Source organism: Stenotrophomonas sp. CFBP8994 (assembly GCF_034044835.1).
Classification (GTDB): Bacteria; Pseudomonadota; Gammaproteobacteria; order Xanthomonadales; family Xanthomonadaceae; genus Stenotrophomonas; species Stenotrophomonas rhizophila_A.
On record NZ_JAXCWT010000002.1, the window covers coordinates 509726 to 524497 of the forward strand.

The window sequence follows — 14772 nt, forward strand, 5'->3', positions numbered from 1 at the left end:
AGCAGCCCTGTATCGGCGGGCACGGGGGTCCACGCCGCCGTCAGGGGCCCACCGGCATAGCTTCGCATATCACTGCTCCCCGATCCGTGAGGAACGGAGGCGATGGCCGCTCAGGGCTTGGCGGGGCGTTCGTAGTCGTCCGGCGTGGCGGTGGTGTCCTGCTCGGGCATGTCCTTGTCCTTCCACTTCGCATCATCGTTGCGCAGCGTGTCGGGGGTATGGGCTTTCTGCTGGTCGTCCTTGCCTTCCAGCGGATTGGAGGAGGGGGTTGCCATGGAAGTCGCCTCAGTGGGTGCGGAATCCGAGCTTGGGCGCGACAAGGTGAGGGCGATGTCCGCACGCGCTGCACGGTGCCCACACATCGCGGTCACCACCCGGCTACGCAGGGCACGGTATCCCTTGCCTGACCCGCCCGAAGAACACGGTTCCACCGTTTATATATATGGATCAGATCGTCGAACATGCCGCGCCCGCGCTGGAGTCCGCCGCGCGAGAGGTGCTGGCACGCCAGCCGTCGCTGCCGCTGCCCGGGCGTGGACATACGCTGGCGCGCTGGCGGGCGTTGGCGGCCATTGCCGGGCGCGATCTGTGCGTGGCGAAGGTGATGGAGGCCCACTACGACGCCCAGGCGATCCTGGACGACCTGCATTCGGCTCCCTTGGCGGACGGAACGCTTGCGGCGGTCTGGGCGGCGGAAGGTCCCCAGGCCACGCTGTGCTACGACGAAGCGACGGGCACGGTAACTGGCGCCAAGCCCTGGTGCTCCGGCGCCGGTCTGGTCGATGTGGCGTTGGTCACTGCCCACTGCGGCGACGCGTCCCGGCTGGTGTGCCTGCGCACTGACGCGCCCGGCATCCTGTTGCAGCCGCAGAGCTGGCATGCCACCGGCATGGGCGGCATTCCAAGCGGCACGGTGCAGTTCGACCACGTACGCGCCGAGCCCATAGGCGCGCCCGGCGCCTACCTCGCGCGCCCGGGCTTCTGGCATGGCGGTGCCGGGATCGCCGCGTGCTGGTATGGCGCCGCGGTTGCGTTGGCCTCACCGCTGCAGCGCTCGCCGCGCGTAGACGACAACGCCCAGGCCGCTGCATTGCTTGGCCAGGTGGACATGGCGCTGCAGGCGTCGGCGGCGCTGCTGCGCGAACTGGCTGCCTGGATCGATGCGATGCCATCGCAGCCGCACACGTCCGACGTGACCCGCGTGCGCAGCGTCGTGGAGCGCGCCTGTGTGCAGGTGCTTGATGCGGTCGGACGCGCGCTGGGCCCTGCGCCCATGTGCCTGGATCCCGGCCACGCCCAGCGCTGGGCGGATCTTACCGTCTTCATCCGGCAGAGCCATGCCGACCGCGACTGGGCCGAACTGGGCCGGGCCATCCAGCGCCAGGAGCAGCCGTGGACGCTGTAGCGGTTCGCATCGAAGGGCGGGGCACGCCGGAGTCGGCGTGGGAACGCTGTGCATGGTTGGACGCATTGCCATTGGTGGAAGCTGACACCGTACTGCTCGGCGCGCGACGGCTCATCGTGGTGTCGCCCCATCCCGACGATGAGGTGCTGGGCTGTGGTGGCCTGATGCAGGCGGCGGCCGCACAGGGGTGCGGAGTGCAGGTGGTGTCGGTGACGGACGGCGAAGCCTGCTACCCCGACCACCCGCGCTGGACACCGGCACGCCTGCGTGACGCGCGCCGACGCGAGCTGGCGGCGGCGATGCAGGCATTGGGCATGGACGCCACCCATGTGACCTCGCTTGGCCTGCCGGATGGTGCGGTGGCGCGGCACGAAGCCGACCTGGTCGCGCATCTCCGCACCTGCATGTCACCAGGCGACGTCGTGTTGGCACCCTGGATCCACGACGCCCACCCGGACCATGAAGCGGTGGGGCGTGCGGCGCTTGCGGCGGCGGCCCTCTGCGGTGCCAGGAGCCTGCAGTATCCGGTCTGGGCCTGGCACTGGCTGGATGCGCTGGCGTCCACCGGTCCGTGGACGACCGCGCAGCGCATTGCGCTGTGCCCGGACGCGCAGGCCCGCAAGCGCCAAGCCATGGCGGTCTTTGCGACGCAGACCGGGGAAGGCGAGGCGCTGGGCTGCGAGCCGATCCTTCCCGAACACGTGCTCGCCCGCTTCCGGCGTTCCTTCGAGGTGCTGATTGGATGAACACCCGCGCCTATTTCGAACAGATATACCAGCAGCCCGATCCGTTCCAGTACCGCAACCGCTGGTACGAGGCGCGCAAGCGCGCGCTGACGCTGGCCTGCCTGCCCCGGCCGCGCTACGGCAATGCGTGGGAGCTGGGGTGTTCCAATGGCGTGCTGAGCGCAGAGCTGGCAACACGCTGCGATGCGCTGCTGGCGACCGACCTCAGCGAGGCGGCGTTGGCAGACGCGGCACGCTCGACCGGGCACCTTGGAAACGTGCGGCTTGAACAGGCCCGTCATCCCGAACAATGGCCCGCGGAGCGCTTCGACCTGATCGTGGTCAGCGAGGTCGGTTACTACCTGGCACCGCAGGATGTGGTGGCGATGGCGGCAAAGCTGCGTGGCAGCCTTGCTGATGACGGCCTGCTGCTGGCGTGCCACTGGGTGCACCCGTTCGAGGAAGCACTGAGCTCGGCCCAGCAGGTGCACCGCGCGTTCGGTCGTGGCCTGGACGAGGCCTTCTGCTACCAGGACGCTGACCTGCTGATGCAGGCGTGGAGTCGGGAACCGACCAGCGTTGCCCGCTGGGAAGGCCTGCGATGATCGGCGTGATCGTGCCCGCACACAACGAAGCGCACGCCATTGGTCGCTGCCTGGCCTCCATCGCCGTGGCGGCCGCGCATCCCGGTCTGGGCCGCGAGCCGGTGCTGGTGGTGGTCGCGCTCGACGCATGCAGCGATGCCACGGAGGCGGTGTGCGCCGGACATGGGGCAATCACCGTGGCCGTGGACGCCCAGTGCGTGGGCACCGCGCGGGCAGCGGCGGCCAGCCACGTGTTGGCGCATGGCGCGCGCTGGATCGCCAGCACCGACGCCGACACCGCCGTACCGCAGGACTGGCTGTGGCGGCAAAGCCTGTGCGGCGCCGATGCCTTCTGTGGCGTGGTAGAGGTGGAGGACTGGCTCGATTACCCCGAGCGGGTGCGCAAAGCCTTCTCCGAGCGGGAAATCGTGCAGGATGGGCACCGGCACATCCATGGGGCCAACCTTGGCATGAGCGCGGCCGCTTATCTGGCGGTGGGTGGCTTTCCGGCCCTGCGCACGGGGGAAGATGTCGCACTGGTCGAAGCACTGGCCGGCAACGGTGCCCGCATCGCCTGGCTGGCCCGGCCTGCCGTGGCGACCAGCGCGCGGCGAACCGCACGTGCCCCGCACGGTTTCAGTGGATTCCTGCGCGCACTGGAGCGCGAGGTCATGGGTGCTGGGCCCCCGCTGCTGACGGCCCACGTGGTGGCGGATTGATGGAGCAGCCCGCCGACCTGCTGGGCTGGGCTGCCACGGCCGTGCTGATCGCCACGCTGGTGCGGCAGATCTACAAGCAGCACCAGGCCGGGTCGGTGGAGGGCGTTTCCACCTGGCTGTTCGTCGGCCAGATCACCGCCTCGGTGTTGTTCATCGTGTACAGCGCGCTGCTGGGCTCCACGGTCTTCGTGGTCACCAACAGCCTGATCCTGGTCACGGCGGTGGTCGGCCAGGTGCTCGCCATGCGCAGGCGCAAGGCGCAGAACGCTCCCGCCACCGGCAGGAAATGAGGGCCCGCGGCCGTCTATTCTGAATCAGTCAGTGTTGTGCACACGGCCTTCACGCGTCATCCGTTGTCGTAATGGTCCGTGTAGCTGAATTCATTTAAGCTCAGGAAAATTCCAAGCCCCGGCGCGTTGCGTGCCGGGGCTTTCACACCTTCCTACCTAGGAATCTCCCCATGGCGGCTTTGCAGCAGCGCACGATCGACCTTCTTCGTACCCACCATGACACCGTGGTGGCGCAGTGGGGCGACCAGTTGGCCGGCTCCGGCCAGGGCCAGGATGGCCGGTTGAGCACGCGTGAGCTGGATGCCCAGGTACGCGAATTCTGGCGCCTGTTCCAGGCGGCAGTGTCCACCCACGGCACCGGCGTGGCCGGCAGCGAATGGCAGGACACCCGCCAGTTCCTCGAACAGCTCTCGCGTGACCGCGTGCTCAAGGGCTTCAGCTCCTCGGAAACCGCCAGCTTCCTGTTCTCGCTCAAGCGCCCGCTGTTCGAGCTGGTCCAGCAGAACTTCGCCGACGACCCCAAGGCGGTCGGCGATCAGCTGTGGGCGATTTCCGAACTCATCGACGGGCTTGGCCTGCACAGCGTCAAGGTCTACCAGAAGACCCGCGAGGATGTGATCCAGCGCCAGCAGGAAGAAATGCTGGAGCTGTCCACCCCGGTGGTGAAGCTGTGGGAGGGCGTGCTGGCCCTGCCGATGATCGGCACGCTCGATTCGCAGCGCACCCAGGTGGTGATGGAATCGCTGCTGCAGCGGATCGTCGACACCGGTTCGGAAATCGCCATCATCGACATCACCGGCGTGCCCACCGTGGACACGCTGGTCGCCCAGCACCTGCTCAAGACCGTTACCGCCATCCGCCTGATGGGCGCCGACGCGATCATCAGTGGCGTGCGCCCCCAGATCGCACAGACCATCGTGCACCTGGGCCTGGACCTGCAGGGCATCGTCACCAAGGCCAACCTGGCCGACGCATTGGCACTGGCGCTCAAGCGCACCGGCCAGACGGTGACCAAGGCAGCCCGCTGAAATGGACCGCATCCCGATCCTGCAGATGGGCAATCTGCTGCTGGTGACCATCCAGGTGGACATGCATGACCAGCTTGCGCTGACCCTGCAGGACGACCTGACCGAACGTATTCAAAAGACCTCTGCGCGCGGCGTGTTGATCGACATTTCCGCGTTGGACATCGTCGATTCCTTCATTGGCCGGATGATTTCCACCATTTCGTCACTGGCCCGGATCATGGATGCCACCACGGTGGTGGTGGGCATGCAGCCGGCCGTGGCGATCACGCTGGTTGAGCTGGGCCTGACCCTGACCGGGGTGCGCACCGCGCTGAATGTCGAACGTGGCATGGAACTGCTGCGCATGGACCTGCTGCAGCAGCCCGACGAAGAGTCGCCATGACCGCCGTCAGTGGATCCTTGCCGATCCGCGTCGAGCAGGACGTGGTGCTGGCCCGCCAGGCTGCCCGGCAGGCGGCCGTGGCATGCAGGATGCGGCTCATCGACCAGACCAAACTGGTCACCGCCGCCAGCGAACTGGCCCGCAACGCCGTGATCTATGGCGGCGGCGGCAGCATGGAATGGGAAGTGGTGGACAGCGGCATGCGCCGCGGGCTGCGCCTGGTGTTCTCCGACAACGGCCCCGGCATTCCCGATATCGCCCAGGCCCTGACCGATGGCTGGACCTCGGGCAGCGGCATGGGGCTGGGCCTGTCCGGCTCGCGCCGGCTGGTGGACCAGTTCGAACTGGAGAGCGAACCCGGCAAGGGCACCCGGGTTGCCATCACCAAATGGATCTGAATTTCTCTGGCCGCGTTACCCGGGTCGTGGTGGTGGAAGAGGTCTCGCAGGTAGGGCAGGCCCGGCGCGAAGCGCTGGCCATGGCCGATGGCATCGGCTTCGATGAAATGGATGCCGGCCGGGTCGCCCTGGCCGCCACCGAGCTGGCCACCAATGTGATCAAGCATGGACGCGGCGGGCGCATGTACCTGTCAGTGGTATGCGGTCGCGGCGGTGAGGGCATCGAACTGTGCACCCTCGATGCCGGGCCGGGCTTCTCGCTGGCGCAGTCGCTGCCTGACGGCTATTCGACCGGCGGTACGCAGGGTTTGGGCCTCGGCGCAATACGGCGCCAGGCCACCGTGCTCGACGCCTGGTCCGACGGCAAGGGTTGCGTGGTGATGGCGCGCGTCTACGCCAGCCGCGTTGCCCGCGACGTGGACGTGCCCTACGGTGCGCTGCGCCTGGCCATGCGCCATGAGGTGGCCTGCGGCGACGCCTGGCACCTGCGTGCCGATGCCCAGTCGGTGGCCGTGACGCTGATCGATGGCCTCGGGCACGGGCTGCCGGCGGCCGATGCCGCCCAGGCCGGCGTGGCGGTCGCAGCCGCGCGCGGGGCGGTTGCACCGGCGGACCTGGTCGCGGCGATGCATGCCGGCATGTCCGGTACCCGGGGCGGGGCCGCGGCGGTTGCCAGCGTGGACGTTGCCAGCGGCGCGGTCCAGTTTGCCGGCATCGGCAACATTTCGGCGGGCCTGCACGAGGCGACCACGACCCGTGGCATGGCCTCGCACCCGGGCATCGTCGGGGTGCAGTTCCGCAAGGCGCAACCATTCCATTTTCACGCGCCGGAAGGCACGCTGCTGCTCATGCACAGTGATGGATTGCAGGCGCGTTGGAGCCTGCGCGACTACCCCGGCCTGTTCCATCGCCACCCGGCGCTTATAGTGGCGGTGCTGCAGCGCGATTTCGATCGTGGCCGCGACGACACCGGCATCATCGCCCTGCGGCTCGGAGACCTGCATTGAACGCGCTTCCCCCCGAACAGGAAATCGTCCAGCTGCGCACGCAGGCCGATGCCCTGCGCGCGGAGCTTGAGGAAACCAACCAGGGCGTGCTGGCCCTGTACGCCGAACTGGACCAGCAGGCCGAGCAGCTGCGCGAGGTCTCCGAGCTCAAGAGCCGGTTCCTGTCTTACATGAGCCATGAGTTCCGCACGCCGCTGGGCTCGATACTGAGCATGACCCGGCTGCTGGAAGACGGCATGGATGGCCCGCTGACCGAGGAGCAGCGCCGGCAGGTGCGCTTCATCAGCGGCTCGGCGGCCGAGCTGCGCGAAATGGTCGACGACCTGCTGGACCTGGCCAAGATCGAAGCGGGCCGGATCACCATTTCGCCGGCCTGGTTCGACCTGATGGACCTGTTCGCAGCGCTGCGCGGCATGTTCCGGCCCCTCATCGAAGAAAACCGGGTGGACCTGGTGTTCGAAGATCCGCCGGCGTTGCCCCTGCTGTACACCGATGACAAGAAGCTGGCGCAGATCCTGCGCAACTTCATTTCCAATGCGCTCAAGTTCACGCCCAACGGCCAGGTGGTGGTGTCGGCCAAGCTGGTCGACGCGCATTCGGTGTGCTTCAGCGTTCGCGACACCGGCATCGGCATTCCGCAGGACCTGCTGCCTACCCTGTTCGAGGATTTCGTGCAGGTGGACACGCCGCTGCAGAAGCGTCTGCGCGGCACCGGCCTGGGCTTGTCGCTGTGCAAGCGCTTTGCCGAGCTGCTGGGCGGCGAGGTGGGGGTGACCAGCGAACTGGGCGTCGGTTCGGAGTTCCATGTGAAGCTGCCGCTGAAGCTGGCTGCCGAGGAGACTGCCGATGCCGACGCGTGACCGGATCCTGATCGTCGACGACAACGCGGCCACCCGCTATTCGGTGCGCCGGGTGCTGGAACACCACGGGTTCCGCGTGGAAGAAGCCGGCACCGGCACCGACGGCCTGGTCCAGCTCAACACGCAGGATTTCGGTGCGCTGGTGCTGGACGTCAACCTGCCCGACATGAGCGGTTTCGACGTGGTGCGCCAGCTGCGCGAAGACCCGCGCATGCAGCTGTTGCCGGTGGTGCATGTCTCGGCCGCCTCGATCGCCACCGGGGACCTCATTACCGGCCTCAACGCCGGTGCCGATGCCTACCTGGTGCACCCGGTGGATCCGGACGTGCTGCTGGCCACGCTGCGCAGCCTGCTGCGTGCGCGCCGCGCCGAAGACGCATTGCGCGACGCCGAAGCGCGTTTCGGCGAGATCTTCCGCCAGATCAATGCACCGATCACCGTCCTGGATGCGCAGCTGCAGGTGCATGAAGCCAACGATGCCTTCAAGCGCCTGCTTGGAGAGGACCTGGGGCCGGGCCGGATCGAGGCCTTGCTGGACCACCAGTTCGGGCCGATGAGCGCGTTGAAGGTGGCGCTGGCCGAAGGTGAGCGTTGGCAGGGCACCTTTGCCCTGCAGGTGCAGGGCAACCGGCGCATGACCGAGTGGCGGGTGACGCCCTACAGCGCTCCTGGCCTCGGCCTGGTGCTGGTCGAAGACATCACCGAGCGCCACGTGCGCGAACTGGAGCAGCGCCAGGAGCTGGAGAGCGCCAACAGCGAGCTGGCCTTCCAGATCGCCGAGCGCGAGCGCACCGAAATGGAGCTGATGCAGGCCCAGAAGATGGATTCGCTCGGCCAGCTGACCGGCGGTATCGCGCATGATTTCAACAACCTGCTGACCACCATCATCTCCGGCCTGGACATGATCGAGATGGCTGCCAGCAGCGGCAAGTGGGACAAGGCAAGCCGTTACGTCGACATCGCCACCGCCTCGGCGCACCGTGCCGCGGCGCTGACCCAGCGCATGCTGGCCTTTGCCCGCAAGCAGCCGCTGGACCCGCAGACGTTCGACGTGGTTGCCCGCGTACGCTCGCTGGAAGACATGCTGCGGCGCTCGATCGGCGAGAACATCGAACTGGAACTGGAGCTGGGCGCCGAACCGCTGGTGGCCATGGCCGATCCCAACCAGTTCGAGAACGTCATGCTCAACCTGGTCATCAACGCGCGCGATGCGCTGGCCGGCCAGGGCCTGATCCGCATCCGCGCGGGCCGCGCGAGGATCGAGCGTGACCACGAGCTGTCGCCGGGCAACTACATCACCATCAAGGTGATCGACAACGGAACCGGCATTCCACTGGACCTGATCAACAAGGTATTCGAACCGTTCTTCACCACCAAGCCGCAGGGCGAAGGCACCGGCCTGGGCCTGTCGATGACCTACGGCTTCGCGCGCCAGTCCGGCGGCAGCGCCCGTATTGCCAGCGAGCAGGGGGAAGGTGCCGAGATCGAACTGCTGTTGCCCGAGGGCCAGCAACAGGTCGAGCCGGCGTCTGCGTCCACGGCGCAGGTGCAGGTGCAGCGCGGCCATGCCGAACGCATCCTGCTGGTGGACGACACCGATTCGGTGCGGATGATGGTGCGCGAGATGCTGCTCGAGGTCGGCTACCAGGTCGTGGAAGCCACCAACGCGCAGCAGGCGCTGCTGGAGCTGCATTCAGCGCGGGCCGTGGATCTGTTGTTGTCCGACGTCGGCCTGCCCGGCATGAACGGTCGCGACCTGGCCGATGCCGCGCGCGCGTTGCGCCCGAGCTTGCCGGTGCTGTTCATCACCGGCTATACGGAAAGTGCCGCCGTGCGCAACGAGTTCCTGGGCGAGGGCATGTCGCTGCTGCCCAAACCGTTCAGCGTGCACGAACTGCTGCACAGCGTTGGCGCGATGTTCGGCCCCCGTCAGTAACCTGCCACTGGTTCGGTTTCGAACCGTTCGCCGAAACCGGTGATGTGCGGGCGTGCGCGGGCAATGGCCTGCTGCACGCCCGGCAGCGCCAGCGAGGCGTGGTGGAGTTCAGCGCTGTCCCAGACTTCAGTGATCCAGATCGCGTCGGCATTGGCGGGATCCTTGGCCACCACGTAGCTCCGGCATCCCGGCATGGTCTGGGTGCCCTCCAGCAGGATCGCGATGACCGCGTCGCGCTCGCCGGGAGCGATGTTCATCTTTCCGATCAGACCGTACATGGATGCCTTCCTGCTGCTCGAGGGAGGGTCGATGGTATCCTGCGCGCCGTTCTGGCGCCTGGCCCCCCATGTCTGTCTCCTATCCCCCGCGCCAGCAGTGGCTCGGCAACATCCGTGGCGACCTGCTTTCGGGCACCGTGGTCGCCTTGGCGCTCATTCCTGAAGCCATTGCCTTCTCGATCATTGCCGGCGTGGACCCCAAGGTGGGTCTGTATGCGTCGTTCTGCATCGCCGTGGTCACCGCCATCGCAGGCGGCCGGCCGGGCATGATCTCGGCGGCCACCGGCGCAATGGCGCTGGTGATGGTGGACCTGGTGAAGGACCACGGCCTGCAGTACCTGCTGGCCGCGACGATCCTGGCCGGCCTGCTGCAGATCATCGCCGGCGCACTGAAGCTGGGCGCGCTGATGCGGTTCGTGTCGCGTTCGGTGATCACCGGCTTCGTCAACGCACTGGCCATCCTGATTTTCCTGGCACAGATGCCCGAGCTGATCGGGCGCTCGTGGCAGGTGTGGGCGGTGTGCGCGGCGGGGCTGGCCATCATCTACCTGCTGCCGCGGTTGACCCGCGCAGTGCCGTCGCCGCTGGTGGCCATCGTGGTGCTGACCGCGCTGTCGATCGGGCTGCACTGGGAAGTGCGGACCGTGGGCGACATGGGCGCACTGCCCGACAGCCTGCCCACGTTCCTGTTCCCCGATGTGCCGATGACGTGGGACACGCTGGCGCTGCTGCTGCCGGTCTCGGCAACCCTCGCGGTGGTGGGCCTGCTGGAGTCGATGATGACCGCGCAGATCGTCGAGGACATGACCGACACCCCGAGCCAGCGCAACCGTGAGTGCGCGGGCCAGGGCCTGGCCAACATCACCGCTGGCCTGTTCGGCGGCATGGGCGGCTGCGCGATGATCGGGCAGTCGGTCATCAATGTGTCCTCCGGCGGGCGTGGCCGGTTGTCCTGCCTGGTGGCAGGCGTGCTGCTGTTGCTGCTGGTGGTGTACGGCCACGAATGGGTGCGGCAGATTCCCATGGCCGCGTTGGTGGCGGTGATGATCATGGTCAGCATCGGGACCTTCCACTGGCGTTCCTTTGCCGAGTTCCGCGTGCACCCCATGAGCTCCTCGGTGGTGATGGTGGCCACCGTCGTGGTGACCGTGGCCACCCACGACCTGGCCAAGGGCGTGCTGACCGGAGTGCTGCTGTCGGCGTTGTTCTTCGCGCGCAAGGTGGGACGGCTGCTGGTCGTCACCGACCACACCGATGCCGACGGAGTCCGTACTTACACGGCGACCGGGCAGGTGTTCTTCGCTTCGGCGGGGCAGTTCGGCGAGAGCTTTGATTACCAGGAAGTGCCGGCGCGGGTACGGATCGACCTCAGCCAGGCGCACTTCTGGGACCTGAGTGCGGTTGGCGCACTGGACAGGGTGACCCTCAAACTGCGCGGGCATGGCGCGCAGGTCGAGGTGATCGGACTCAATGCCGCCAGCCAGACGCTGGTGGAGCGGCTGGGTGGCCGTACGCTTCACTGAACCCGGTCAGGATCCGGCGCTCAACATCTCCAGCACAGGGCCGTTACCAGCGTATGACCCGACCTGCATGTGCGTTGCACCGTGCCGGGCGGGCCGCAATGGACTGCGTGACGTAGTAGCGGTGCCCTCGGGCGCGCGCTGTTCTGTACTCCTGCCTGGAACACCCCCATGTCCACGTCCCGCCCGTCCGCTTCCAAGCGCCTCGGCAGCATCGCCAACCGGCTGATGCTGGGAACCGCGCTGATCGCCATGCTCTGCTTCGGCGTGACCGCCGCCCTCAGTTACCGCGAAGCCAGCCGCGCGCTGCTCGAATCCTCGCGGCGGACCATGGAAAGCCAGGCCGAGGCCGAATCGCGCCGGGTCGGTGCCGACCTGGCCGCCGCGTTTTCCACCAGCCAGGCACTGGCCGACAGCCTGGTGGTGCAGCACCGCGCTGCCACCCTGTCGCGCGCGACCGCCGCACAGGTGCTGCAACAGCAGCTGCAATCGCACCCGGAATGGGTGGGCCTGGGCACGCTGTGGGAACCGCAGGCCTTCGATGGCAGGGACGCCGACTTCGTCGGTGCCGAAGCCCACGATGCCACCGGCCGCTTCATGAGCTACTGGGCCTGGCAGGATGGCGCGCCGGTGCAGGATGTACTCAAGGGCTATGACGTCCCCGGCGATGGTGACTGGTACCTGCGCCCGCGTGAGCTCAAGCGGCAGGCCGTGAGCGAGCCGTACCGTTATGAGATCGGCGGCAGGAAGGTGCTGATGACCACGCTGTCGACCCCGGTGCTCGATAACGGCCAGTTCCTGGGCGCGGTCACCGTGGACTTCGGCCTGGCCGCGCTGCAGGAGCGTCTGGCGGCGCTGCGCCCGATGGGCCAGGGCCACGTCGAACTGATCTCGCCCGGCGGCATCGTGCTGGCCGCGCAGGATGCCAAGCAGATCGGCCAGCGCCGCGACGATGCCTTCACTGCGCAGGTCCTTGCAGCCGTGGCGCGTGACCAGCGCTTCGAAGCGTTCACTCCGGATGCCGCAGGCAACGTGAAGGCGTATGTGCCGCTACGCATCGGTGGCAGCGAAGAGCGGTTCGCGCTGGGCGTGATCGTGCCGTATGCGCTGATCACCGAACAGGCGCGCTCGCTGCTGTGGATCATCCTCGGCGTTGGCCTGGGCGCGGCGCTGGTGCTCAGCGCCAGCGTGTACGTGCTGCTGCGCCGCCAGGCGATCCGCCCGCTTGCCGATGCCGTGCGGCTCTCGGCGGACGTGGCCGAAGGCCGCCTGGACACGCCGCTGCCGCCCCCACGCGACGACGAGGTTGGCCGCCTGCTGGAATCCATGCAGCGCATGCGCGGCCAGCTGCGCGCGGTGATGGCCGCGCAGGGCGAGATGGCGCAGCGCCATGAAGCCGGCGAACTCGGCTACCGGATGGATGCGCAGGCCTTCCCGGGCGCGTACGGACGCATGGTCGAAGACACCAACCAGCTGGTGGGCGCCAACATTGCCGTCACCCGTCGCCTGGTCGAGGTGATGCAGCGCTATGCGGTAGGCGATCTGTCGCAGGACATGGACCGCCTGCCCGGCGACCAGGCCGTGTTCACCGACGCGATGGACACCACCAAGGCCAACCTGCGCGCGATCAATACCCAGATCCGCGACCTGGCCGGTGCCGCCGCGCGCGGCGATTTCAGCCAGCGCGGCGACGGAGTGCGCTTCGACCATGACTTCCGCGCCATGGTCGAAAACCTCAACACCATGATGCAGGTGAGCGACGACAACCTGCAGCAGATCTCCGCGCTGCTGCGCGCGATCGCCGCCGGTGACCTCACCGCGCGCATGCACGGCCAGTTCCATGGCGTGTTCGCGCAGATGCGCGACGATGCCGATACCACCGTGACCCAGCTGACCGACATCGTCGGTCGTATCCAGCAGGCGACCGACAGCATCAACCTGGCGGCGGGCGAAATCGCCTCGGGCAACAGCGATCTGTCGCGCCGTACCGAACAGCAGGCCGCGAGCCTGGAGGAAACCGCCGCGTCTATGGAGGAACTGACCTCCACCGTGCGCCAGAACGCCGACCACGCCGTACAGGCCAACCAGCTGGCGGCCGGTGCTGCCAACGTGGCCGAACAGGGCGGGCAGGTGGTGGGCCAGGTGGTGACTACCATGGCCGGGATCGAGGCCGCGTCCAAGCGCATCGCCGAGATCATCTCGGTGATCGATGGGATCGCCTTCCAGACCAACATCCTGGCGCTCAACGCCGCCGTGGAAGCGGCGCGCGCGGGTGAGCAGGGCCGCGGCTTTGCGGTGGTGGCCTCGGAAGTGCGCGCGCTGGCGCAGCGCTCGGCCGGTGCGGCCAAGGAGATCAAGCAGTTGATCGACGATTCGGTGGAGCAGGTCGCCGAAGGCTCGGCGCTGGTGCAGACCGCTGGGCGCACCATGGAAGAGATCGTTACCGGCGTGCGCCGGGTCAACGACATCATGGCCGAGATTTCCGCCGCCTCGAAGGAACAGTCCGCCGGCATCGAGCAGGTCAACCAGACCATCACCCAGATGGACGAAACCACCCAGCAGAATGCGGCGTTGGTGGAAGAAGCCACCGCCGCGGCGCGGGCGATGGAAGAGCAGGCCCAGCACCTGGGCAAGGCGGTGGCGATCTTCCGCACCGGCGCGGCCGCGCCGGCCGCAGCGCCTGCGGCACCGCGCAAGGCCGTCGGTCAGCAGCGGGCCCCGGTGCGTGCAACAGCGGCAGCCGTCGAGACCGAATGGGAAACCTTCTGAGCAGCAAAAAGCCCGGTCAATCGACCGGGCTTTTCAGGTGAGGCGAGCTGCGGGGGGTTACCAGCGCATGCCCTGGAAGGGGTTCCAGCTGGTGTCGCCCTTCACTTTTTCCAGGTAGTAGTTGTAGTTGGTGGTGAGCGCAATGAACAGCGACCACGCAATCGCGATGCCACGGCCGATCGGGTCGGGCAGGAATGCCAGCACCACGCCGAGCACCAGGGTCAGGCCCAGGATCGTCAGGGCCTTCCGCCACATGCCCAGGATGAAGAGATAGATGCAGCCGAAGAACAGGGCGAAGAAGTTGAAGTTGACCTTGACCTTCTGCCCGAACGGCAGCGCCTTGTAGGCGGCCTTGAAGGCCGGCGAGTTTGGCGCCCCGTGGGCATTGAAGAAGTCGAACCGGAACTGCCACTTGGGGCTGAAGGATGACGCGATGTTGGAATCCATATCCACTTTATGATGTTGAAAACGGTTACATGATAGTCGCTGACTATTGAAAAGCGCCAGTTTTCGGGCGCGCGTCAGTGCTGACGCATTCCGGCTTGGGCGGCGTCACACATTCGTCCACAAATTCATATAGGGTTCGCATTCCTCGCGGCATGGGTGCCGCGCGGGTGTATTGGAAGCGATCGAGAGTCAGACCATGTCGAGTGTTGTGATGTCCCCTGAGCGTCCTGAAGCCGGCCCGCGCATCCTGCCGTGCCCGGTTGCCACCCAGGCGCAGCATCTGCTGGCACACTTGCAGTTTTCCCATGTCGGTTCGCGCGCGCTGGCACGCCTGCCGGTGGAGAGCGATGTGGCCGTGGACGCCACCCCGGCCTGAAGCGGGTTCATGCCCCCCGGTTGAGCGCCGGTCTGCGCAGTTCCAAGC

At 67.3% G+C, this 14772-nt stretch carries 17 protein-coding genes; 14 read left to right on the forward strand and 3 right to left on the reverse strand.

Annotated elements, in window-relative coordinates; genetic code table 11:
• Positions 1–110: 110 nt before the first annotated feature.
• Positions 111–275 (reverse strand): hypothetical protein, encoded by a 165-nt coding sequence (locus tag SOM39_RS07005; RefSeq protein ID WP_167693307.1) that lies wholly within the window; start codon positions 273–275, stop codon positions 111–113.
• A 167-nt stretch (positions 276–442) separates the two neighbouring features.
• Between SOM39_RS07005 and SOM39_RS07010 the strand changes: the two genes are divergently transcribed.
• From SOM39_RS07010 to SOM39_RS07060, 11 genes are all read left to right on the forward strand, one after another.
• Entirely contained in the window at positions 443–1405 is a 963-nt protein-coding gene (locus tag SOM39_RS07010; RefSeq protein WP_068854133.1) for an acyl-CoA dehydrogenase, read from the forward strand.
• Positions 1393–2151: a PIG-L family deacetylase gene (locus tag SOM39_RS07015; RefSeq protein ID WP_320457909.1), complete on the forward strand. Its 759-nt coding sequence runs from the start codon at positions 1393–1395 to the stop codon at positions 2149–2151. The genes SOM39_RS07010 and SOM39_RS07015 overlap by 13 nt, the downstream gene beginning before the upstream one ends.
• On the forward strand, positions 2148–2735 hold the full coding sequence (locus tag SOM39_RS07020; RefSeq protein ID WP_068854131.1) for a class I SAM-dependent DNA methyltransferase: 588 nt from the start codon (positions 2148–2150) through the stop codon (positions 2733–2735). Before SOM39_RS07015 ends, SOM39_RS07020 begins: the two co-directional genes overlap by 4 nt.
• Positions 2732–3433 (forward strand): glycosyltransferase, encoded by a 702-nt coding sequence (locus SOM39_RS07025; RefSeq protein WP_320457910.1) that lies wholly within the window; start codon positions 2732–2734, stop codon positions 3431–3433. Before SOM39_RS07020 ends, SOM39_RS07025 begins: the two co-directional genes overlap by 4 nt.
• A complete protein-coding gene (locus SOM39_RS07030; RefSeq protein WP_093534684.1) occupies positions 3433–3723 on the forward strand; it encodes a PQ-loop repeat-containing protein in 291 nt (96 codons plus the stop codon). Before SOM39_RS07025 ends, SOM39_RS07030 begins: the two co-directional genes overlap by 1 nt.
• A gap of 170 nt (positions 3724–3893) precedes the next feature.
• Positions 3894–4751 carry an STAS domain-containing protein gene (locus tag SOM39_RS07035; protein ID WP_093534682.1) on the forward strand — a complete coding sequence of 286 codons (858 nt, stop codon included), beginning with the start codon at positions 3894–3896 and terminating at the stop codon, positions 4749–4751.
• Between the two features lies 1 nt (position 4752).
• Positions 4753–5133, forward strand: a complete 381-nt coding sequence (locus tag SOM39_RS07040; RefSeq protein WP_093534680.1) for an STAS domain-containing protein — start codon at positions 4753–4755, stop codon at positions 5131–5133.
• On the forward strand, positions 5130–5531 hold the full coding sequence (locus SOM39_RS07045; protein WP_184125758.1) for an ATP-binding protein: 402 nt from the start codon (positions 5130–5132) through the stop codon (positions 5529–5531). The genes SOM39_RS07040 and SOM39_RS07045 overlap by 4 nt, the downstream gene beginning before the upstream one ends.
• Positions 5522–6538 carry an ATP-binding protein gene (locus SOM39_RS07050; protein ID WP_320457911.1) on the forward strand — a complete coding sequence of 339 codons (1017 nt, stop codon included), beginning with the start codon at positions 5522–5524 and terminating at the stop codon, positions 6536–6538. The genes SOM39_RS07045 and SOM39_RS07050 overlap by 10 nt, the downstream gene beginning before the upstream one ends.
• Positions 6535–7398: a sensor histidine kinase gene (locus SOM39_RS07055; protein WP_068854124.1), complete on the forward strand. Its 864-nt coding sequence runs from the start codon at positions 6535–6537 to the stop codon at positions 7396–7398. The genes SOM39_RS07050 and SOM39_RS07055 overlap by 4 nt, the downstream gene beginning before the upstream one ends.
• Entirely contained in the window at positions 7385–9334 is a 1950-nt protein-coding gene (locus tag SOM39_RS07060; RefSeq protein ID WP_320457912.1) for a response regulator, read from the forward strand. The genes SOM39_RS07055 and SOM39_RS07060 overlap by 14 nt, the downstream gene beginning before the upstream one ends.
• Here the strand turns inward: SOM39_RS07060 and SOM39_RS07065 are convergent.
• Positions 9328–9612: a putative quinol monooxygenase gene (locus tag SOM39_RS07065; protein WP_320457913.1), complete on the reverse strand. Its 285-nt coding sequence runs from the start codon at positions 9610–9612 to the stop codon at positions 9328–9330. The genes SOM39_RS07060 and SOM39_RS07065 overlap by 7 nt on opposite strands.
• Before the next feature lie 68 nt (positions 9613–9680).
• On the opposite strand from SOM39_RS07065, the gene SOM39_RS07070 reads away from it, so the two are divergent.
• Both SOM39_RS07070 and SOM39_RS07075 read left to right on the forward strand, forming a co-directional pair.
• Positions 9681–11135 (forward strand): SulP family inorganic anion transporter, encoded by a 1455-nt coding sequence (locus SOM39_RS07070; protein ID WP_320457914.1) that lies wholly within the window; start codon positions 9681–9683, stop codon positions 11133–11135.
• Between the two features lie 168 nt (positions 11136–11303).
• Complete coding sequence (locus tag SOM39_RS07075) at positions 11304–13901, forward strand: methyl-accepting chemotaxis protein (RefSeq protein WP_320457915.1); 2598 nt, start codon at positions 11304–11306, stop codon at positions 13899–13901.
• Between the two features lie 57 nt (positions 13902–13958).
• On the opposite strand, the gene SOM39_RS07080 is transcribed toward SOM39_RS07075, so the two are convergent.
• Entirely contained in the window at positions 13959–14348 is a 390-nt protein-coding gene (locus tag SOM39_RS07080; protein ID WP_068854119.1) for a DUF2628 domain-containing protein, read from the reverse strand.
• A 211-nt stretch (positions 14349–14559) separates the two neighbouring features.
• Here SOM39_RS07080 and SOM39_RS07085 point away from each other — a divergent pair, with 211 nt between their 5' ends.
• A complete protein-coding gene (locus SOM39_RS07085; protein WP_320457916.1) occupies positions 14560–14724 on the forward strand; it encodes a hypothetical protein in 165 nt (54 codons plus the stop codon).
• The last annotated feature ends 48 nt before the right edge of the window (positions 14725–14772 follow it).

What these genes read in the sequence shown, in the direction of transcription:
- SOM39_RS07005 (WP_167693307.1), bottom strand. Translation starts at nt 275, where the DNA reads ATGGCAACCCCCTCCTCCAATCCGCTGGAAGGCAAGGACGACCAGCAG.
- SOM39_RS07010 (WP_068854133.1), top strand. Translation starts at nt 443, where the DNA reads ATGGATCAGATCGTCGAACATGCCGCGCCCGCGCTGGAGTCCGCCGCG.
- SOM39_RS07020 (WP_068854131.1), top strand. Translation starts at nt 2,148, where the DNA reads ATGAACACCCGCGCCTATTTCGAACAGATATACCAGCAGCCCGATCCG.
- SOM39_RS07025 (WP_320457910.1), top strand. Translation starts at nt 2,732, where the DNA reads ATGATCGGCGTGATCGTGCCCGCACACAACGAAGCGCACGCCATTGGT.
- SOM39_RS07030 (WP_093534684.1), top strand. Translation starts at nt 3,433, where the DNA reads ATGGAGCAGCCCGCCGACCTGCTGGGCTGGGCTGCCACGGCCGTGCTG.
- SOM39_RS07035 (WP_093534682.1), top strand. Translation starts at nt 3,894, where the DNA reads ATGGCGGCTTTGCAGCAGCGCACGATCGACCTTCTTCGTACCCACCAT.
- SOM39_RS07040 (WP_093534680.1), top strand. Translation starts at nt 4,753, where the DNA reads ATGGACCGCATCCCGATCCTGCAGATGGGCAATCTGCTGCTGGTGACC.
- SOM39_RS07045 (WP_184125758.1), top strand. Translation starts at nt 5,130, where the DNA reads ATGACCGCCGTCAGTGGATCCTTGCCGATCCGCGTCGAGCAGGACGTG.
- SOM39_RS07050 (WP_320457911.1), top strand. Translation starts at nt 5,522, where the DNA reads ATGGATCTGAATTTCTCTGGCCGCGTTACCCGGGTCGTGGTGGTGGAA.
- SOM39_RS07060 (WP_320457912.1), top strand. Translation starts at nt 7,385, where the DNA reads ATGCCGACGCGTGACCGGATCCTGATCGTCGACGACAACGCGGCCACC.
- SOM39_RS07065 (WP_320457913.1), bottom strand. Translation starts at nt 9,612, where the DNA reads ATGTACGGTCTGATCGGAAAGATGAACATCGCTCCCGGCGAGCGCGAC.
- SOM39_RS07070 (WP_320457914.1), top strand. Translation starts at nt 9,681, where the DNA reads ATGTCTGTCTCCTATCCCCCGCGCCAGCAGTGGCTCGGCAACATCCGT.
- SOM39_RS07075 (WP_320457915.1), top strand. Translation starts at nt 11,304, where the DNA reads ATGTCCACGTCCCGCCCGTCCGCTTCCAAGCGCCTCGGCAGCATCGCC.
- SOM39_RS07080 (WP_068854119.1), bottom strand. Translation starts at nt 14,348, where the DNA reads ATGGATTCCAACATCGCGTCATCCTTCAGCCCCAAGTGGCAGTTCCGG.
- SOM39_RS07085 (WP_320457916.1), top strand. Translation starts at nt 14,560, where the DNA reads ATGTCCCCTGAGCGTCCTGAAGCCGGCCCGCGCATCCTGCCGTGCCCG.